The organism is Lentzea rhizosphaerae, from assembly GCF_042649515.1.
GTDB lineage: Bacteria > Actinomycetota > Actinomycetes > Mycobacteriales > Pseudonocardiaceae > Lentzea > Lentzea aerocolonigenes.
Map to the genome: position 1 here is coordinate 1,113,816 of NZ_JBHRZI010000011.1, position 16,438 is coordinate 1,130,253.

The window sequence follows — 16,438 nt, forward strand, 5'->3', positions numbered from 1 at the left end:
CCGTTACGCCGACAGCGGAGACCGCTGGTACTTCCACCGGATCGGACGGATGCTGGAGATCATGAAGCTCCTGGTGCTCGGCGGAACCGTGTTCCTCAGCAAGGCCATCACGGCGGAGGCCGTCCGCCGCGGCCACGACGTCGTGTGCGCCGCCCGCGGCGCCTCCGGTGGCGTGCCGGAAGGTGCCCGCCTGATCTCGGTCGACAGAAACAAACCCGGTGCGTTCGACCAGCTCGCCGGGGAGCAGTTCGACGCCGTGATAGACGTCGCCAAGTACTCGGTGAACTGGGTTCGGGACGCGCTCGAGGCGTTCGGGGGCACCACTCCGCACTGGACGTTCGTGTCCAGCATCTCCGTCTACGCGGACCACGCGACGGGCAGTGACGAGCTCCTGCCACCGCTCGAGGACGACCCCGCGCAGGAGTTCACGGCCGAGCGGTACGGCAGTGTCAAGGTCGCCAGTGAGAACGCCGTGCTCGAGACGGTCAGGGGGCGCGAGTTCATCGTCAGGGCCGGGCTGATCACCGGGCCGGACGACCCCACCGACAGGTTCGGGTACTGGCCCGCGCGGATGGCGCGGGGTGGCCGGGTGGCCGTGCCGGACAGTCCTGACCTCGGGTTTCAGCACCTCGACGCGCGGGATCTGGCGCAGTGGATCGTGTTCGCGGCCGAGGAGCGGATCACCGGCACGTACGACTCGACCGGGCCGGTCATGCCGTTCCAGATGGCCATCGGGGAGATCGCCGGGGCCACCGCGCCGCCCGGCACGCAGCTGGTTCCGGTGCCCGAGAGCGTGCTGAAGGACCTGGAGATCAACCCGTGGGCCGGGCCGCGGTCGCTTCCGCTGTGGCTGCCGCAGGAGTGGGCCAAGATGGTCGGCCGCGACGTCAGCAACGCGCTGGCGAACGGATTGCGCGTCAGGCCGCTGGCCGAGACCGCGCTCGACTCGTTGGAGTACGAGCGCGGCCTCGGCCTGGACCGGCCCCGCAAGGCAGGGCTCACCGAAGCGGAAGAGCAGGAAATCCTTACAGCAGTGAGTTGATCTGCGCGGCGACGAGGTCGATGCGCACGCCCTGGTTCGGGCAGCCGCCGAAGTGGTGGAGCCCGATCACCTTGTGCGTGCGCCTCGACAACACGGGCGAACCGGACGAGCCGCCCTCGGTGTCGCACATGTAACTGATGTCGGACTGCGACGAGCTGCCGTTCACACGCACGGCGCGCACGACGCAGTAGCCGCCGCCGTTGTTGTTGTCGCGCAACGACAACTTCTTCAGCTTCCCGGCCGGGTGGCCGACGATGTACATCTCTTCACCAACGGCCGGAACGCGCGCGTCCAGTTCGAGGTAGCCGAACGAGCTGATGGCCGCGAAGTTGTTCACGGTGAAGAGGGTGTAGTCGAGCGCGGCGCTGTACTTCAGCACCTGGGCCGCCAGCACCTTCGTCACGGTGGCCGAAGCCGTGCCACCGCAGGTCGGGCACTGGTAGTTGAACCACACCTCGATGCCGGTGGTGCTGGTGAAGCAGTGCTCGTTGGTCAGCATGCGGTTGTTGGGTCCTACGCGCCACGCCGTGCACAGCGAGCTGCCGTTGCGCAGCAGCTTCGCCACGGCCGGCGTCTTGCCCCACTCGGTCGGGTTGCTGGACTGGTAGCAGACCGCGTCCTTGTAGTCGTTCGTGCCGCAGATGCTCTGCACGGACGGCTGCGAGGACATCTCGGCCTCGGTGTAGCCGCGCGTGATCTTGTCGATCCGCACGCGCGACAGCGGGTTCTTCAGCGACACGACGGCCGACGAGCCGGTGACCGACATGGCCCAGAAGCCGGTCGCGTCGGGAGTGGCCGTGAGGGAGGACTTCAGATCCCTCGTGTACGTGTACTTCTCGGTGCCGTCAGGGTTCGACACCGTGAGCACGTCACCGGGCAGAATCCGCAGATCCGTGAAATGGATCTTGACGTAACCGGATCCCGGACGTTCGATCGTGGTGGAACGGTTGGTGCCACCCACTCGGACCGAGAGCGATTCCTCGGTGCCGATTTCCTGTGACTGTGACGCTCCTTGGGGCGACACAGCCTGCGCAGGGGTAGAGGTGGTGGTAGCAGGGACAAAGGACGTCATCGGCAGGGCGAGCGCCAGTGCCGTGAGGAGTTGCAGGGTTTTCCTCATGCCCTTTGATACTTCCGACGTCCCCTGACCGTGTCAGCCCGCCAGAAGTCGGTAATGGAGGAATCCATGCGAGTTGTCCACTTCGGTCATGCCTGCGTGCTTCTCGACACGGGGACGACGCGCATCCTGATCGATCCCGGCACGTTCTCCAGCGGGTTCGAGGACGTGGAAAACCTGGACGCCGTGCTCATCACGCACCAGCACTACGACCACCTGGACGTCGAGCGGCTGCCCGCGCTGCTGAAGGCCAACCCCGGGGCGCAGCTGATCGTGGACGAGGGGTCGGCGCCCAGCGTCGAGAACCCGACGGTCGCCCGGCCGGGCGACGTCATCAAGGTCGGCGACACGACGGTCAAGGTCGTCGGCGGCCGGCACGCGATGATCCACGAGGACATCCCGATCGTGCCGAACACCGCCTACGTGGTCGGCGACGGCGCGTTCTACCACCCCGGCGACTCGCTGTTCGTGCCGGACGAGGACGTCGACGTGCTCGGACTGCCCGCGGGCGCGCCGTGGCTGCGGCTCGGCGAGGCCGTCGACTTCATGCGCGCGATCAAGCCGCGCGTGGCCGTGCCGATCCACGAGAAGCTGCTGTCGATGCCCGAGAACGCCTACCGGATGTTCGAGATGCTCAAGCCGGAAGGCACCGAGGTCAGGCCGCTGACTCCTGCCGAGGAGACGGAAGTCTGACGTAGGTCGTCGGCGCGGCGCCGTGGGCGAGCGCGACGTCCACGGCGTCGAGCACGGCCTGCCGCGCACCGGGCCGGTGCAGGTCACGCGCGTCCACGGTGATCCGGGTCAGGCCGCCGCGGCGTGCGGACCGTGCCGTCGCGTACACCAGCGCCAACGTCCGCAGCTCACCGAAGCTGCTGCGTTCGGTCAGCGCGTGCAGCCGGCCGAGGGTCGCGAGCCCGCTGCCCACCTCGCGAACGGCGTGAGCGTCGGCGCAGCGGGCGAACCGGTGCTTGGCCAGCGCGATCAACGTCCCAGGCGATGCCACGCACCGCCGGGGAGCGAACGTGTCGGCGTTGAGCCCGATGGCTTCCATCTGGACGCGCGCACCGGTGAGCAGCAGCCCCGCCTCGTACGCGGGCAACCGCCGTTGGCCGAGACCGTGCAGCACGACGGCGTCGCCGAGCGACGCGCGCTGCCGCACCCATTCCTGTGCCCTGCCGAGCTCGCGAGGGGTCACGAGCAGCGACAACGGCACCTGCCGCGGACCGAGGGCCGCGGCCAGATCAGCGCACCGGTCGAGGGTCTGCGGACCGATGCCGGACAGTGAGACCACGAGCTGTGAGTGCACGTACTGAGTGCGCCACGCCGTGGTGACATCCGCGTGAAACCAGCGCTAACTCAGGCGAGCCAGTCGGCGAAAGACCGGCCGGTCAGTCGCTCGTACGCCTCGACGTACCGCGCACGGGTCGCCTCGACGACCTCAGCGGGCAGCGGAGGCGGCGGAACATCGCTCTTGCGGTCCCAGCCCGACTCCGCCGACGTCAGCCAGTCGCGCACGAACTGCTTGTCGAACGACGGCTGCACGCGACCGGGCTCGTAGCCCTCGGCCGGCCAGTACCGCGACGAGTCCGGCGTGAACACCTCGTCGGCCAGCACGAGCCCGCCGTCCTTGGAGAGCCCGAACTCGAACTTCGTGTCCGCCAGGATGAGGCCACGCGTCAACGCGTACGCGCGCGCCTCGCTGTACAGCTCGATCGTGCGGTCACGCAGCTTCGACGCCAGCTCGACGCCGTGCTTGGCCGCGATGACGTCGAACGACACGTTCTCGTCGTGCGCCCCGATCTCGGCCTTCGACGCGGGCGTGAAGATCGGCGGGTCCAGCTCGGACGCCTCGACCAGCCCGGCCGGCAGCTCGACCCCGCACACCGCGCCCGAGGCCTGGTAGTCGGCCATGCCCGAGCCCGTGAGGTATCCGCGCGCCACGCACTCGACGTCGATCATGTCGAGCTTGCGCACCAGCAGCGCCCGGCCGCGGACCTCGGCGGGGATGCGCGGGTCGTCGTACGCGACCAGGTGGTTCGGGGTGAGCCGCTCGAACCAGAACACGCTCATCGCGGTGAGCACGCGGCCCTTGTCCGGGATCTCGCTGCTCAGGATGTGGTCGTACGCCGAGATGCGGTCGGACGCGACGAACAGCAGCAACTCGTCGTCGACGTCGTACAGATCGCGAACCTTGCCGCGGGCGACGTGCTGGTAGTCAGCGAGCGTAGGCACGCTGGTCAGCCTACGTGCACGAGCCCCGCGAAACCGATGCACACCCCTTCACCCCTACAGATCAAGCTCGCAGACCCTTAAGGTGCACCCGTGTTCACCCGAAAGGCGTTGTGGATCCCTGCTCTGGCCAGCGCGGCACTGCTCGTCGTGCTGGGCATCGCGGGGTGGAGCACCGACTCCACGCCCGTTTCGTCCCCCTCGGGAGGCCCGCAGAACACGAGCACGACCCAGTCGGTGAGCATCGTCCCGACGCCGGACGTCGCCGACATCACGGTGAAGACCACGTCCTCGACGACGACCACCACCACGACAACGACGACCACGCAGCCGAAGCCGCCACCCGTGCAGGCACCGCCGCCCGCGCGGCCCACGACGACGACCCAACCCCCGCAGCAGGGCCTGTTCGTCAGCGAAGGCGCGCGGTGCAATCCCGAGGGCGCGCAGGGCATCGGGTTCCTCGGCGAGCCGCTGGTCTGCCGCAAGGATGCGCAGCGCGGCGACCGTCTGCGCTGGCAGAAGGCCTAGGGCCGGCATCGAAGCCAAGCGGGCCAGGCACATTTTTTGGCGCGAAAAGCACGTTCGGGCCATCTATCGGCCCGAACGTGCTTTTCGCGCCAAACGGCAGGCGCCCGCGATACACGACCTAGGAGCGCCACTCCAGGACGTCGATCTTGTCGCCGACCGCGATCGTGCCGGTGCGCACGACCTGGGCCTTCATCCCGAACGTCACCCCGCCGTCGGGGTCGCGCCGGTAGGTGGCGAGCGACCGGATCGGCTCCGGACCGGACTTCACGCCCGTCTCCTGGTCGACCATCGGCACCGCGCACCGCACGCAGTCCTTGGCGTAGGCCAGTTCCACGTCACCGATCACCGCACGCCGCACCGCGTCCTCCGCGTGCGGCTCCGGCGATCCGGACACGACCACGTTGGGGCGGAACCGGTTCATCGGCACGGGCTCGCCGCCGCGGTCCAGGATGCGTTCGTTCAGACCGTCCAACGAGGACCGCGAGATCAGCAGCAGCGCGTTGCCGTCGGCGTACCCCACCAGGCCGGTCGTCTCCCCGGTCGTCTCGCGACGCAGGTCCGGAGGCGTCCGCACGAGCCGAACCGACTTCTTCAACACGTCGGAGAAGTACTCGGCGGCAGTGTCTCCCTGGTCGATCCCGAGGCCGTTCCACGTGTGGACGACGACCGGAACCCGTGGCCCGTCGAGCACGACGGGCCACGACTCCCCGCCCACGACCAGCGAGGAGTCCACGAGCGACGGACGCAGCGCGGCCATCGCCGGCATCTTGCGCTGCGACAGGAACACGCCCTCGTCGTCGACCAGCATCATCATCCGGTCGTCCCGCAACCCCGTGAGGTCGACGGCCGACGACGTGACGGAGAACCCTCCGCAGCCCTTGATCGGGTAGACGACCAGGTCGGCAACGATCACAGAATCGGCTCCGGCTCGTAGGCGGGGTACTTGTCGACGACCGCGGCGACCTGCTCCACGAGCGACTTGACCTGCGCCGACGCCACGCCGGTGAACGACAGGCGGTCGGTCAGCAGCGCGTCGAGCGCGGCACGGTCGAGCGGGAGGCGCGAGTCTGCGGCGAGGCGGTCCAGCAGGTCGTTCTCCGCGAGGCCCTGCTCGCGCATCGCCAGCGCCACGGCCACCGCGTTCTCCTTGATGGCCTCGTGCGCGGTCTCGCGGCCGACACCCGCGCGCACGGCCGCCATCAGCACCTTCGTGGTACCGAGGAACGGCAGATAGCGGTCCAGCTCACGCGCGACCACGGCCGGGTAGGCGCCGAACTCGTCCAGCACCGTCAGGAACGTCTCCAGCAGACCGTCGAACGCGAAGAACGCGTCCGGCAGCGCGACCCGGCGGACCACCGAGCACGACACGTCGCCCTCGTTCCACTGGTCGCCCGCGAGCTCGCCGACCATCGACAGGTAGCCGCGCAGGATCACCGCGAAGCCGTTCACGCGCTCGCACGAGCGGGTGTTCATCTTGTGCGGCATCGCGCTGGACCCGACCTGACCGGGCTTGAAGCCCTCGGTCACCAGTTCGTGGCCCGCCATGAGCCTGATCGTCTTCGCGACCGACGACGGCGCCGCGGCGAGCTGCACGAGCGTCGACACGACGTCGAAGTCGAGGGAGCGCGGGTACACCTGGCCGACGCTCGTGAGCACGCGCTCGAAGCCGAGGTGACCGGCGACCGTGCGCTCCAGCTCCTCGAGCTTCTCCGGCGTTCCGAGCAGGTCGAGCATGTCCTGGGCGGTGCCGACCGGGCCCTTGATGCCGCGCAGCGGGTAGCGGGAGATCAGCTCGTCGAGGCGGGAGAACGCGACGAGCAGCTCGTCGGCGCCCGTCGCGAACCGCTTGCCCAGCGTCGTGGCCTGCGCCGCCACGTTGTGCGAGCGCCCGGCCATGACCAGGTCGGAGTGCTCGGCCGCGAGCCGCGCGAGGCGTCCGAGCACCGCGGCGACCTTGGACCTGATCAGCTCCAGCGACCGCAGCACCTGCAGCTGCTCGACGTTCTCGGTGAGGTCGCGCGAGGTCATGCCCTTGTGGACCTGCTCGTGGCCCGCGAGCGCGTTGAACTCCTCGATGCGCGCCTTCACGTCGTGCCGCGTCACCCGTTCCCGCGCGGCGATCGACTCCAGGTCGACCTGCTCCAGCACGCGCTCGTAGTCCGCGATCGCGGTGGCCGGCACGTCGATGCCCGCCGCCGCCTGGGCGCGCAGCACCGCGAGCCACAGCTGGCGTTCCAGCACGATCTTGTGCTCGGCCGACCACAGCGTCGCGAGCGACGTGGAGGCGTAGCGACCTGCGAGGACGTTGGCGATGCGGGGCTTGGTCACGCCCCTCAGGCTAGTGCACCGCCGACTCACTCCCAGTGCACGTCCGGGTCCGTGACCAGCGTTGTGAGCACCTCCACAGGCACCGGCGCCGTCTTCCTCAGCCCGTCGCTCGTCGCCGGGTTGTAGTTGAAGCTGCTGATCTCCGCGTAGTAGCCGCTCGGGAACTTGCGCAGTGCGGTCGACCGCGCGATCTCCGAACCTTGCACGACCGTGGACTCGGTGACGGTCGTTCCGTCGCTCTGCGCGACTTCCCGGCACGTGGTCGCTCCCGAGCAGATCTGCTCGGCGACAGTCCTGTCCTTGGTGAGGATCACGCGGAGCGAGGTCGGCCCGATCTCGTCGGTGAAGTGCACGAGGCCGGACAGCTCCGGGTCCCACGGCCTCTGCGGCGGGGTCGTCTGCGAGTTCGGGTTGTAGGCGTACGCGCCCGCGCGGAAGCTCGCGTAGACCTCCTTGAAGTTGGTCATCCTCAGCCCGAGCTTCTCCGCCAGCCGGTCGCCGATGCGCTGGCCCTTCTTCTCCGGCGACACGCTCGGGGGCGCGGACGTCGACGGCGGCGGGACCTCCGAGGCGAGCTGCCCGTCCTGGTCGCGCGGCAACAGCCCCGGCAGCGCGAGTGACGTCACGACGATCATCGCCGTAGCCACGCCCACAGCGACCAGCGCTCGGCGACGACTTTTTTTCTGCTCCACCCGCCGGATCAGCTTGTCCGGGTCGAAGTCGAGCGGCGGCTCGTCCCAGACGGCCAGCAGCATTCCCTCACGGATCTCCTGCTCACTCACGACGCGACCCTCCCCGAACTGTTGTCGAGCTTCTCCACGACGGTGCGCAGTGTCGCGAGACCGCGCGCCGTCTGACTCTTGACCGTCCCCTCGGTGCACCCCATGGCCACCGCCACCTCGGCGACCGACAGGTCTTCGAAATAACGCAGCACCAGCACCGCTCGTTGCCTCGGCGGCACCTGCAGCAACGCGGTGTGCACCAGCTCACGCGCCCACAGCTTCGCGCTGGTGGTGTCGGGATCCACGGTGGCGTCCGCGGCGTCCGGCAGCTCCCCGTCTCGCTGCTCGGCTCTGCGCCACGGCCTGCGCTTCTCGTCCAGCCAGGTGCGCAGCAGCACCTTGCGGGCGTAGGCGATCAGGTTGTCGAGGTCCTTGATGCGCTTCCAGGCCATGTACATCTTCATGAGGCTCGACTGCATCAGGTCTTCAGCCGTGTGCCAGTCGCCACAGAACAGGTAGGCAGTGCGTCGCAAAGACGCGGCATTGGCTGCCGCGAATTCGCGAAAGCCCTGCTCATCGGCCTTGCGCATGCGATCCCCTCTCGCGTCCTCAAACAGGGGAACGCATCAGAGGAACGCGGGGTTGCATCACGCCTGACGCAAAAGAGCCGAACGGAGCATCCTGGCCGCCACGGCGCGCGGGTCCGGCTTCAGCTCGATGAACGCGTTCACCATCGCACCGTCGACGAGCGCGATCAGCTCCTCGATCCGGTCCGCGGCGACGTCACGGCCGGAGCGGGCGAAGATGTCGGCGATCAGCTCGTGCAGCTCCGTGGACAGCACGCGCATCAACGGCCGCAGGTACGGGCGGCGGCCGGTCGCCACGAGACGTTCGTAGCGCAGCAGCATCGTCTCGGTGTCGGTGACGTCCTGGCCGACCAGCAGGTCGAGAACCAGCTCGACGAGCACGTCGTCGTCAGAGAGCTGCCCCGAGATCGTCGCGAGGCGCTGCCGGCAGCTCGCCAGTTCGGCACGGCCGTGGAACTCGACGGCCGCGGTGATGAGCTCGTCCAGCGAGTCGAAGTAGTACGTGGTCGAGGCGAGCGGCAGACCTGCGCGTTCGGCGACCGCGCGGTGCCGGACCGCGTCGAACCCGCCCTCCACGAGCAGTTCGGACGCGGCCTCGACGAGCGCCTGCCGCCTGCGCTCGCCCTTGGGGGTTGCTGCCGTCATAGTCGCGCCAGGGTACTTGGCGGCTGATCAGAACCTCTGGGCCAGTGCGGCGGCGACCGGTCCGACCTTGCCTTTCAGCTCTCCGTCGCCCTGGGTGAAGACGTAGAGGTCCTGTCCCTTCGGGGTCTTCAGCTTCTCCGCGCCGGCGGGAGCCTCGAAGTACTGCGGCGTGACGATCGCGGTGATCGTCAGCCCGTCGATCTTGAACGCGGCCGAGCGGGAGTCGGGTGAACACGTCACCGTCGGCGGGATCGCGTGGACCGGTGAGACCGAAAGCTCGCTGGCGAGGGCGTCTGCGAGCTCTCGGTCCACACCTGCGCAGCCCTGCACTGCGCTCTCACCGGTCGCAAGACCGGTGCTTCCCGGCGGCGTCGAGTCCCCCTGCGTGGACCCGTCGTTGCCAGGGAAGTTCTTCTGCTCCTCCACGGACATCGGCGATTGTGCCGTGTTGTCCTGCTGCTGCCCAGAATTCTCTTGGCTCACGTTGGCGCCCTTTTCCGGGCCGAGCCAGGCGGTGCTCGCCACGGCACCGCCGAGGCCGAGCACCACGACCAGGGTAGTGCCGGCGGCGATCGAGTTGCGCCTGCGCAGCGTGGCGCGTCGCGAAGCAGTTCGGACGTCGCCCGCGTCGAAGGACGCGGGTGGTGCGTCGTGTGCCGCGTCCCGGAACAGGTCCGCGAGCTTCTGCTCGTCCATCTACGTCCTCCTCTCGCTGGTCACGACGCCGGTCGCAGGTCGTCGATGGCGTCTCCGAGAGCTTCCCGCAACGCGGTCAGCCCGCGGGCGGTCTGACTCTTCACAGTTCCTTCCGAGCACTTCAGGACTTCGGCCGTGGCCGTCACGTCGAGGCCCTCGAGGAACCTCAGCACGAGCACGGCCCGTTGCCGCGGCGGAACTCTGCGCAGGCCCTTCATCAACGCCTCGCGCGTCGCCACCGCGTCGCCGATCTCGCCGTCCTGGGTCGGCGACTCCGGCAGTTCGTCGGTGAACTTCTCGCGCCGCCACGGACGACGCGACTCGTCGATCACCGCGCGGACGAGCGTGCGCCGGACGTAGGCGTCGAGAGCCTGCTTGTCCCGGATCTTCCGCCACCTCCTGTGCACCGCCACGAACGCCGTCTGCGCGAAGTCGTCAGCGCGGTGCCAGTCGCCGCACAGCAGGTATGCCGTTCGGCGCACGGCCTCACGGCGAGCCACGAAGTACTCCGCGAACTCCTGCTCGTCGCGCTGATCCACGCGGACTGCTCTCCGCTCGTTCCTCGAGTTGCACTTACCGGACGGAATCTGAGGGACCAACGGTTGCACGAACCTCCGGAGAGAGCTACATCACCCCCGCGGTCGTTCACCGGATGTGATGTGATCGGAGCCGTGACCCCCATCGACCTGCGCTCGGACACCGTCACCCAGCCGGACGAGGAAATGCGCCGCGCGATGGCGGCGGCCGAGGTCGGCGACGACGTGCTGGACCACGACCCCACGATGGCTGCGCTGGAGGAGCGGGTCGCGGCCCTGCTCGGTGTCGAGGCCGCGCTGTGGGTGCCGTCGGGGTCCATGGGCAACCTGATCGCGTTGTTCCTGCACCTCTCCCGCGGTGACCGGTTCCTGGCTCCCCTGGGCGCGCACGTGCTGGACGCCGAGCTCGGCACCGCCGCGTGGCTGGCGGGCGGGATGCCGCACGGGCTTGCGGTCCTCTCACCCGAGGCCGTGGTGGCCGCCGGTGGTGGCGAGTCTCCTTATTACGGCTTGCGCACGACGTTGTTGTGCCTGGAGAACACGCACAACGCGTCCGGCGGCACGGTGACGGAGCCCGACCAGCACGCGTTGCTGGTGTCGGCCGCCCGATCCGTCGGGCTGGCGGTGCACCTGGACGGCGCCCGCCTGTGGAACGCGTCGGTCGCACTCGGGGTGCCGCCCGCCGCGCTGACCGTGGGCGCGGACACCGTGCAGGTGTGCCTGTCGAAGGGGCTCGGGGCGCCGGTCGGGTCGGTCGTGGCGGGATCCTCGTCGTTCGTGGTCGAGGCGCGCCGGGTGCGGAAGATGCTCGGCGGCGGCGTCCGGCAGGGCGGCGTGCTGGCGGCGGCCGGCCTGGTCGCGCTGGACCGGATCGACCGTCTGGCCGACGACCACGCTCACGCCTCGGCGTTGGCCGCCGGGCTGCGGACGCTCGGGTGGGAGGTCGCCGAGCCGGCGACGAACATCGTGATGGCGTCGGTCCCGGACGTGGAGAAGACCCTGGCCGTACTGCGCGACGTGGGGGTGTTCGCGAGCCCGATGGCCGGCAAGGTCCGGTTCGTGACGCACGGCGACGTGGACTCGTCGGACGTCGCCGAACTGCTGCGCCGGCTGCGGGAGGACGCCTGATGCGCTGGATCGTGTTCGACTTCGGCGAGGTCATCAGCCAGCGGAATCCGGCACTGCCTCTCATGGCTGCGCGGCTCGGGGTCTCGCTGGAAGCGTTCGAGGCGGCGTACTGGGACCGTGACGCGTACGACCGCGGCGGGTCGGATGCCGAGTACTGGTCGTTGATCGGGTCGGCGCTGGGGCTCTCGTTCGACTCCACTGTCGTGCGCGAGATGACTTCTCTCGACAACGCCGGTTGGCTGGACGACCCGGTGGTGGACACCGTTGCGTTGATCGAGGACCTGGCTTCGCTGGGCGTGCCGCTGGCGCTGCTGTCGAACGCGCCGGTCACGTTCGCACGGCTGGCCGAGAAGGTCCCGTGGGCCAAGCACTTCCGGCACCTGGTGTTCTCCGGCGACCTGGGCATGGCGAAACCGGACCTGGCGATCTGGCGGCACGTGGAGTCCGTGATCGGGTCGTCCGACGTGATCTTCTTCGACGACCGGGCGTCCAATGTGGAGGGTGCGCTGGCGGCGGGCTGGGACGCGCGCCTGTGGACGTCAGCTGCTGCTGCGCGCCTTGAGCTCCGCACGGAGTTCGGCGATCTCGGCGCGTAGGCTCCGCAGCTCCTGAGCGGTCTCGAGCTCGGCTTCCTCGACGCCGCGCAACTTCTCGACGAGCCAGCTGGCGATCGTGCCGGTGATGACACCGAGCAACGCGATGCCGCCGACCATCAGCAACCCCGCGACCAGCCGCCCCTCGGCCGTGACGGGGAACCGGTCGCCGTACCCGACCGTCGACATGGTGGTCAGCGTCCACCACAGGGCGTCCCCGAACGTGGTGATGCTGGCGTTTTCCGCGTGCCTTTCCGCGTCCAGCACGGCAAGGCTCGCACAAAAGACGACGAGCGCCGTCACGCCCGCGACGTAAATACTGACCCGCTGCCTGATCTTGTGCTGGAACTTCTTGTTGAGCAACGTGATAACGGTGATCAACCGCAGCACTCTGAGCTGACGGACCATCGGCAGAACAACGGCCGCAAGGTCGAAAATGTGGGTTTTGAGGAACCTGATCTTGTTGTCGGCAAGCGCAAACCTGGTCACGTAGTCGACCGCGAACACGCCCCAGACCAGCCACAACACGACTTCCAACGTGAAGTGCATCGCCCCGTGGTCGTCGAACACCTGCCACGCGTAGGCGACGAGGAACAGCACGGCGAGCGCCGTCAACGGCCACTCGACCTTTCGCTCCCACCGCTCGAGGCGGGCCTCGTTGGCTAGCAACACCGCCCCATGGTGAGCGGTTCGTTCGGTTTAATCCAGGGTCATCGCCTGGATTTGATCGCACCGTAAGCCGCCGTGCCTGCGAGGAGTAGTCCTCCAATCACAGCGAGCCAGAAAAGGCCTTTGACGACAGCCCCGACGACGGCCAGCACGATCCAGATCGCCACCAGCCACCCGATGATCGCCCACATGAGTTCCTCCCCTTCTCCTCCTCGTGAACGTGCGACGGGCGCGCTTTGTTGCTCTTCGGGCTCTTGAGGTTCTTCGGGTTCGGGGTCTCCGGGTCTCTGGAGCTCCGGGTCTCTGGACGCTCCGGGTCTCTGGACGCTCGGAACTCCGGGACGCAGGAACTTCGGGCCCTGGGGATTCCGGGACTCTCAGAGCCAGGCCTTCAGCCGCCGGAGGGCCTCCTCGATGTCCTGCGTGGCCCCGGCGAACGACATCCGCACGAAGTGGTGCCCGTCCACGGGGTCGAAGTCGATGCCGGGCACGATCGCCACCCCGGTGTCGTCCAGGAACCGCCGGCAGAACCCCATCGAGTCGTCCGTGAGGTGCCGAACGTCCGCGTAGACGTAGAACGCCCCGTCGGCAGGCGCCAACTTGTCGATCCCGAGGTCCGTCAACCCTTCCAGCAGCAAATCCCGATTGGTCTTGTACCGCTTCAGATGCCCAGCCGTCTCCGCGTACGCGTCCGGGTGAAACGCCTCAACCGCGGCGTACTGCGCCAACGCAGGCGGGCAAAGCGTGAAGTTGCCCGTCAAACAATCCACGGCCCTCCGCAACCGCTCCGGCAGCAACATCCACCCGAGCCGCCACCCGGTCATCGCGAACGCCTTGGAGAACGAGTTCACGACGATCGCATCCCTGCTGAACTCCCAGGCACACCTGAGCGGCTCGCCGTAGCTGATCCCGTGGTAGATCTCGTCGCTGACCAGCTGAACCCCGTTGTCCGCACACCACGCCGCAATGGGCGCAACATCGGCAACCGTCCCGGTCGGATTGGCCGGACTGGCCACGATCACACCCTTGAGGCCCGGATCGAGCATCTCGACCGTGGGCTGGAACCGCGTCTCGGGCCCACAGGGCAACTCGACAACCTCACACCCCAACGCCTTCAGGATGTTCCGGTAAGCCGGATATCCGGGCCGCGCCAAGGCAACCCGATCCCCGGCGTCGAACGCGGCCAAGAACGCCAACGTGAACGCCCCAGACGACCCCGTGGTGACCACAACGTCGTCCGCCACCACATCAAGCCCGTACTGCCGCCGGTAGTGCCCGGCAATGGCCCCCCGAAGCTCAGGAATCCCCAACTGCTCGGTGTACCCCAACGCCTGCTCACCAAGGGCCCGAACCGCCGCCTCCCGCACAGGCCGCGGCGCCGGACTCGAAGGCTGCCCAGCAGCCAGCGAAACCACGTCCCCGTGCGTCCGCTGCCGAAGCGCGGCAGCAGACAACACGTCCATGACGTGGAAGGGCGGGACGTCGGCGCGGGCAGCCACGGTCAGCATGCCGCCAGGCTAACTCCCCACCCGGCCGCCGGGGCGCGCCATCTCGTCCGAGCCTCTGCCCGGCCCACACCGCCGGGCCTGCCAACTCACGCCACGCGTCTTGCCAGGCCCACGCCTCTCGCGCCGACCTCGCCTGCCGACCCCACGCCGCCGGCACATGCCTCCCGCCCCTCGCGCACCCGCGCCGCCTGGCCGGGCCAGCTGGGCTCACCACACATCATCCGTGCCCACCCCACCGCGTCCCCATCACACACCTGCCCCCACCACGCACCTGGCCACCACCCATTGGCCACCGCGCACCCTGGCCACCGCGCACCGCCCCGTCCCGCACCGCCCCTTCCGCGCGTCTGCACGCCCGGCCGTCACTGTCCGACCCCCTGTCCGCCCCCTGTCCGACCCTCTGCCCGACCCGTCACCCGGCCTGGGTCTTCCTCTCTCCGTCCCCTTCTCCTTCGGCCGCCCCCCGCGCAACTTCCGCATTAGCGAGAGAAACTGCAACAGTGTTTCCGGACATTGCCCACCCGTGTGGGTGTGGACAAACGAAACCCGGCACATTTCCGTCACGACATACATGACGGAGAGGTGCCGGGTTCCGGACAAAGCCGACCCGATCGGGCGACCGTTAATACCCTTGGTAACCGCCGCCCTGGGACATTGCCTTGAGTCCTGGGTGTCCTTCGAAGCCTCCGTACCGCGAGAACGTGTAGCGAACGCCGGCGATGATGTTGTCGACCGGGTTCCAGATGTCGTCGTGGCCGGGCAGCTTGTGGGCGTTGAACGTCGAGTCGATGCACTGCATCAAGCCCTTGGAGGGCGTGCCCTTCTGGGCGTTGGAGTCCCAGAGGTTGATGGCGTGCGGGTTGCCGCTGGACTCCTTCTCGATGATCTTCCAGATCTCGTCGATGTTGTCCTCGGTGACCGGGATGCCGTTGGCCTGAAGGATCTTGATGGCCTCGCGGATCCACTCCTCGACGTTGCCGGGAGGTGGGCTGCCCGAAGGCGGACCGCCGCTGGAGCCGAGGCCGCCCATACCGCCACCGCCACCACCGCCGCCTCCACCACCACCGGAAGCGCCGCCACCTCCTCCTCCACCGCCGCCGCCGTGGTCGGCGGGGGCGGGTTTCGGTTGCGAGTCCGCTGTGGACTGCTTGGTCGAGTCGTCGGGCGGCGGGGTCGGCGCCCACTCGATCGGCTTGCCGGGGGCCGGGGTGAAGGTCTGCGTGTTCGGATCTTCGAGGGTGGAGAACTTCGGCGACAGCGCGCCGGGGCGGCCCTTCAGGGTGCCTGCGGCGGCGTTCAGGGCGCTTTCTGCTTGGGAGATAACGGGCTTGGCGTCGCCGAGGGCTTCGGCGCAGTAGCCGCGGATGACGCTGTCGACGTCTTCCTGCGGCTGGTTGTGGAGCTGCTGGCGCGTTTGGCGGGCGCGGCTCAGGAGGTTCTCGCAGATGCGAGTCATCGAGGACTTCGCGGTTTCCAGCGCGTTCGCGGCCGCCTCCAGGTCGGTCGCGGCGTTGTTGAGCGCGTCGGTCATCGCCGTGCCGCACTTCGTGAGGTTGCCCATGTAGGCGACGAAGCCGTCCGCGGACCTGCCTTCCCAGGCGCCGTCGAGCTGGGTGACGGACCTCTGCAGGACGTTCGTCTGGTCGCCGCACTTGCCCGCTGCCTGCTTCCAGCGGCTCGCGATGTCGCGCACGGCTTGGGGTTGCGCGGTCTCGATCTTGTCAGCGAGCGCGGCCAGCTCTGCTCCGCCGGGCAGTGCGGCGACCTCGTCCATCGCGCTCACGTCACACCGCCTTCATGGAGTTCTTGTTGGCTTCCTCGACGTCCTCGACGTTGGTCTGGATCGCGTCGAGTGCGGTCTCGACCTTGCGCAGGACCTTCTCGGCCGCCTCGAACTCCTGCGTGCCCGCCTGATCCATTGTGGTCACCGCGCCGGAGATCGCACCGGAAGCGCCGAGTTTTCCGAAAATGTCCGGATTGCCGTACTGATTGGAAAAGCCGTCACCGATCGCGCCGAATTGTCCGGCCTGACTGCTCACGGTCGTGCGGCACTGTTCCATGGCTTCGCTGTTGAACTTCGCCACAGCCATGCGCGCCTACCCCCTCGATG

General features: G+C 68.5%; 20 protein-coding genes. 5 read left to right on the top strand and 15 right to left on the bottom strand.

Annotated elements, in window-relative coordinates:
- Positions 1 to 61 precede the first annotated feature (61 nt).
- The gene (locus tag ACFOWZ_RS13030) at positions 62 to 1,042 is read left to right on the top strand and encodes an NAD-dependent epimerase/dehydratase family protein (protein ID WP_382372126.1); all 981 of its coding nucleotides are present in this window, start codon (positions 62 to 64) and stop codon (positions 1,040 to 1,042) included.
- On the opposite strand, the gene ACFOWZ_RS13035 is transcribed toward ACFOWZ_RS13030, so the two are convergent.
- Complete coding sequence (locus ACFOWZ_RS13035) at positions 1,026 to 2,003, bottom strand: trypsin-like serine peptidase (protein ID WP_382372127.1); 978 nt, start codon at positions 2,001 to 2,003, stop codon at positions 1,026 to 1,028. The two genes, ACFOWZ_RS13030 and ACFOWZ_RS13035, sit on opposite strands and share 17 nt — an antisense overlap.
- A 225-nt stretch (positions 2,004 to 2,228) precedes the next feature.
- On the opposite strand from ACFOWZ_RS13035, the gene ACFOWZ_RS13040 reads away from it, so the two are divergent.
- Positions 2,229 to 2,852 (top strand): MBL fold metallo-hydrolase, encoded by a 624-nt coding sequence (locus ACFOWZ_RS13040; protein WP_382372128.1) that lies wholly within the window; start codon positions 2,229 to 2,231, stop codon positions 2,850 to 2,852.
- On the opposite strand, the gene ACFOWZ_RS13045 is transcribed toward ACFOWZ_RS13040, so the two are convergent.
- Together ACFOWZ_RS13045 and ACFOWZ_RS13050 are read right to left on the bottom strand one after the other, a co-directional pair.
- Positions 2,815 to 3,465 carry a DUF2334 domain-containing protein gene (locus ACFOWZ_RS13045; protein ID WP_382372129.1) on the bottom strand — a complete coding sequence of 217 codons (651 nt, stop codon included), beginning with the start codon at positions 3,463 to 3,465 and terminating at the stop codon, positions 2,815 to 2,817. The genes ACFOWZ_RS13040 and ACFOWZ_RS13045 overlap by 38 nt on opposite strands.
- 50 nt (positions 3,466 to 3,515) lie before the next feature.
- Positions 3,516 to 4,391: a phosphoribosylaminoimidazolesuccinocarboxamide synthase gene (locus ACFOWZ_RS13050; protein ID WP_382372130.1), complete on the bottom strand. Its 876-nt coding sequence runs from the start codon at positions 4,389 to 4,391 to the stop codon at positions 3,516 to 3,518.
- A gap of 90 nt (positions 4,392 to 4,481) precedes the next feature.
- Here ACFOWZ_RS13050 and ACFOWZ_RS13055 point away from each other — a divergent pair, with 90 nt between their 5' ends.
- Positions 4,482 to 4,916: a hypothetical protein gene (locus ACFOWZ_RS13055; RefSeq protein ID WP_382372131.1), complete on the top strand. Its 435-nt coding sequence runs from the start codon at positions 4,482 to 4,484 to the stop codon at positions 4,914 to 4,916.
- A 118-nt stretch (positions 4,917 to 5,034) separates the two neighbouring features.
- On the opposite strand, the gene ACFOWZ_RS13060 is transcribed toward ACFOWZ_RS13055, so the two are convergent.
- The 7 genes from ACFOWZ_RS13060 to ACFOWZ_RS13090 are packed head-to-tail and all read right to left on the bottom strand — an operon-like array spanning position 5,035 to position 10,433.
- Positions 5,035 to 5,829 (bottom strand): MOSC domain-containing protein, encoded by a 795-nt coding sequence (locus ACFOWZ_RS13060; RefSeq protein WP_382372132.1) that lies wholly within the window; start codon positions 5,827 to 5,829, stop codon positions 5,035 to 5,037.
- On the bottom strand, positions 5,826 to 7,244 hold the full coding sequence (purB, locus tag ACFOWZ_RS13065) for an adenylosuccinate lyase (protein ID WP_382372133.1): 1,419 nt from the start codon (positions 7,242 to 7,244) through the stop codon (positions 5,826 to 5,828). Before purB ends, ACFOWZ_RS13060 begins: the two co-directional genes overlap by 4 nt.
- Positions 7,245 to 7,270: 26 nt before the next feature.
- Positions 7,271 to 8,026: a hypothetical protein gene (locus tag ACFOWZ_RS13070; RefSeq protein ID WP_382372134.1), complete on the bottom strand. Its 756-nt coding sequence runs from the start codon at positions 8,024 to 8,026 to the stop codon at positions 7,271 to 7,273.
- The gene (locus tag ACFOWZ_RS13075) at positions 8,023 to 8,556 is read right to left on the bottom strand and encodes a SigE family RNA polymerase sigma factor (RefSeq protein ID WP_030465878.1); all 534 of its coding nucleotides are present in this window, start codon (positions 8,554 to 8,556) and stop codon (positions 8,023 to 8,025) included. Before ACFOWZ_RS13075 ends, ACFOWZ_RS13070 begins: the two co-directional genes overlap by 4 nt.
- A 57-nt stretch (positions 8,557 to 8,613) precedes the next feature.
- Positions 8,614 to 9,198, bottom strand: coding sequence for a TetR/AcrR family transcriptional regulator (locus ACFOWZ_RS13080; RefSeq protein WP_382372135.1), 585 nt, complete (start codon positions 9,196 to 9,198; stop codon positions 8,614 to 8,616).
- Positions 9,199 to 9,225: 27 nt separating this feature from the next.
- The gene (locus tag ACFOWZ_RS13085) at positions 9,226 to 9,894 is read right to left on the bottom strand and encodes a hypothetical protein (protein ID WP_382372136.1); all 669 of its coding nucleotides are present in this window, start codon (positions 9,892 to 9,894) and stop codon (positions 9,226 to 9,228) included.
- Between the two features lie 20 nt (positions 9,895 to 9,914).
- Positions 9,915 to 10,433 carry a SigE family RNA polymerase sigma factor gene (locus ACFOWZ_RS13090; protein ID WP_030465875.1) on the bottom strand — a complete coding sequence of 173 codons (519 nt, stop codon included), beginning with the start codon at positions 10,431 to 10,433 and terminating at the stop codon, positions 9,915 to 9,917.
- Positions 10,434 to 10,616: 183 nt separating this feature from the next.
- Between ACFOWZ_RS13090 and ACFOWZ_RS13095 the strand changes: the two genes are divergently transcribed.
- Both ACFOWZ_RS13095 and ACFOWZ_RS13100 read left to right on the top strand, forming a co-directional pair.
- Complete coding sequence (locus tag ACFOWZ_RS13095; protein ID WP_382372672.1) at positions 10,617 to 11,558, top strand: threonine aldolase family protein; 942 nt, start codon at positions 10,617 to 10,619, stop codon at positions 11,556 to 11,558.
- Positions 11,558 to 12,154, top strand: a complete 597-nt coding sequence (locus ACFOWZ_RS13100) for an HAD-IA family hydrolase (protein ID WP_382372137.1) — start codon at positions 11,558 to 11,560, stop codon at positions 12,152 to 12,154. The genes ACFOWZ_RS13095 and ACFOWZ_RS13100 overlap by 1 nt, the downstream gene beginning before the upstream one ends.
- Here ACFOWZ_RS13100 and ACFOWZ_RS13105 read toward each other — a convergent pair.
- The 5 genes from ACFOWZ_RS13105 to ACFOWZ_RS13125 form a co-directional block, all read right to left on the bottom strand.
- Positions 12,098 to 12,823, bottom strand: coding sequence for a potassium channel family protein (locus ACFOWZ_RS13105; protein ID WP_382372138.1), 726 nt, complete (start codon positions 12,821 to 12,823; stop codon positions 12,098 to 12,100). The genes ACFOWZ_RS13100 and ACFOWZ_RS13105 overlap by 57 nt on opposite strands.
- A gap of 38 nt (positions 12,824 to 12,861) precedes the next feature.
- Positions 12,862 to 13,011, bottom strand: coding sequence for a hypothetical protein (locus tag ACFOWZ_RS13110; RefSeq protein WP_030465871.1), 150 nt, complete (start codon positions 13,009 to 13,011; stop codon positions 12,862 to 12,864).
- Between the two features lie 186 nt (positions 13,012 to 13,197).
- Positions 13,198 to 14,328: a pyridoxal phosphate-dependent aminotransferase gene (locus ACFOWZ_RS13115; RefSeq protein WP_382372139.1), complete on the bottom strand. Its 1,131-nt coding sequence runs from the start codon at positions 14,326 to 14,328 to the stop codon at positions 13,198 to 13,200.
- A 622-nt stretch (positions 14,329 to 14,950) separates the two neighbouring features.
- Positions 14,951 to 16,111, bottom strand: coding sequence for a transglycosylase SLT domain-containing protein (locus ACFOWZ_RS13120; RefSeq protein WP_382372140.1), 1,161 nt, complete (start codon positions 16,109 to 16,111; stop codon positions 14,951 to 14,953).
- Position 16,112: 1 nt separating this feature from the next.
- Positions 16,113 to 16,418, bottom strand: a complete 306-nt coding sequence (locus ACFOWZ_RS13125) for a hypothetical protein (RefSeq protein WP_382372141.1) — start codon at positions 16,416 to 16,418, stop codon at positions 16,113 to 16,115.
- Positions 16,419 to 16,438: the final 20 nt, after the last annotated feature.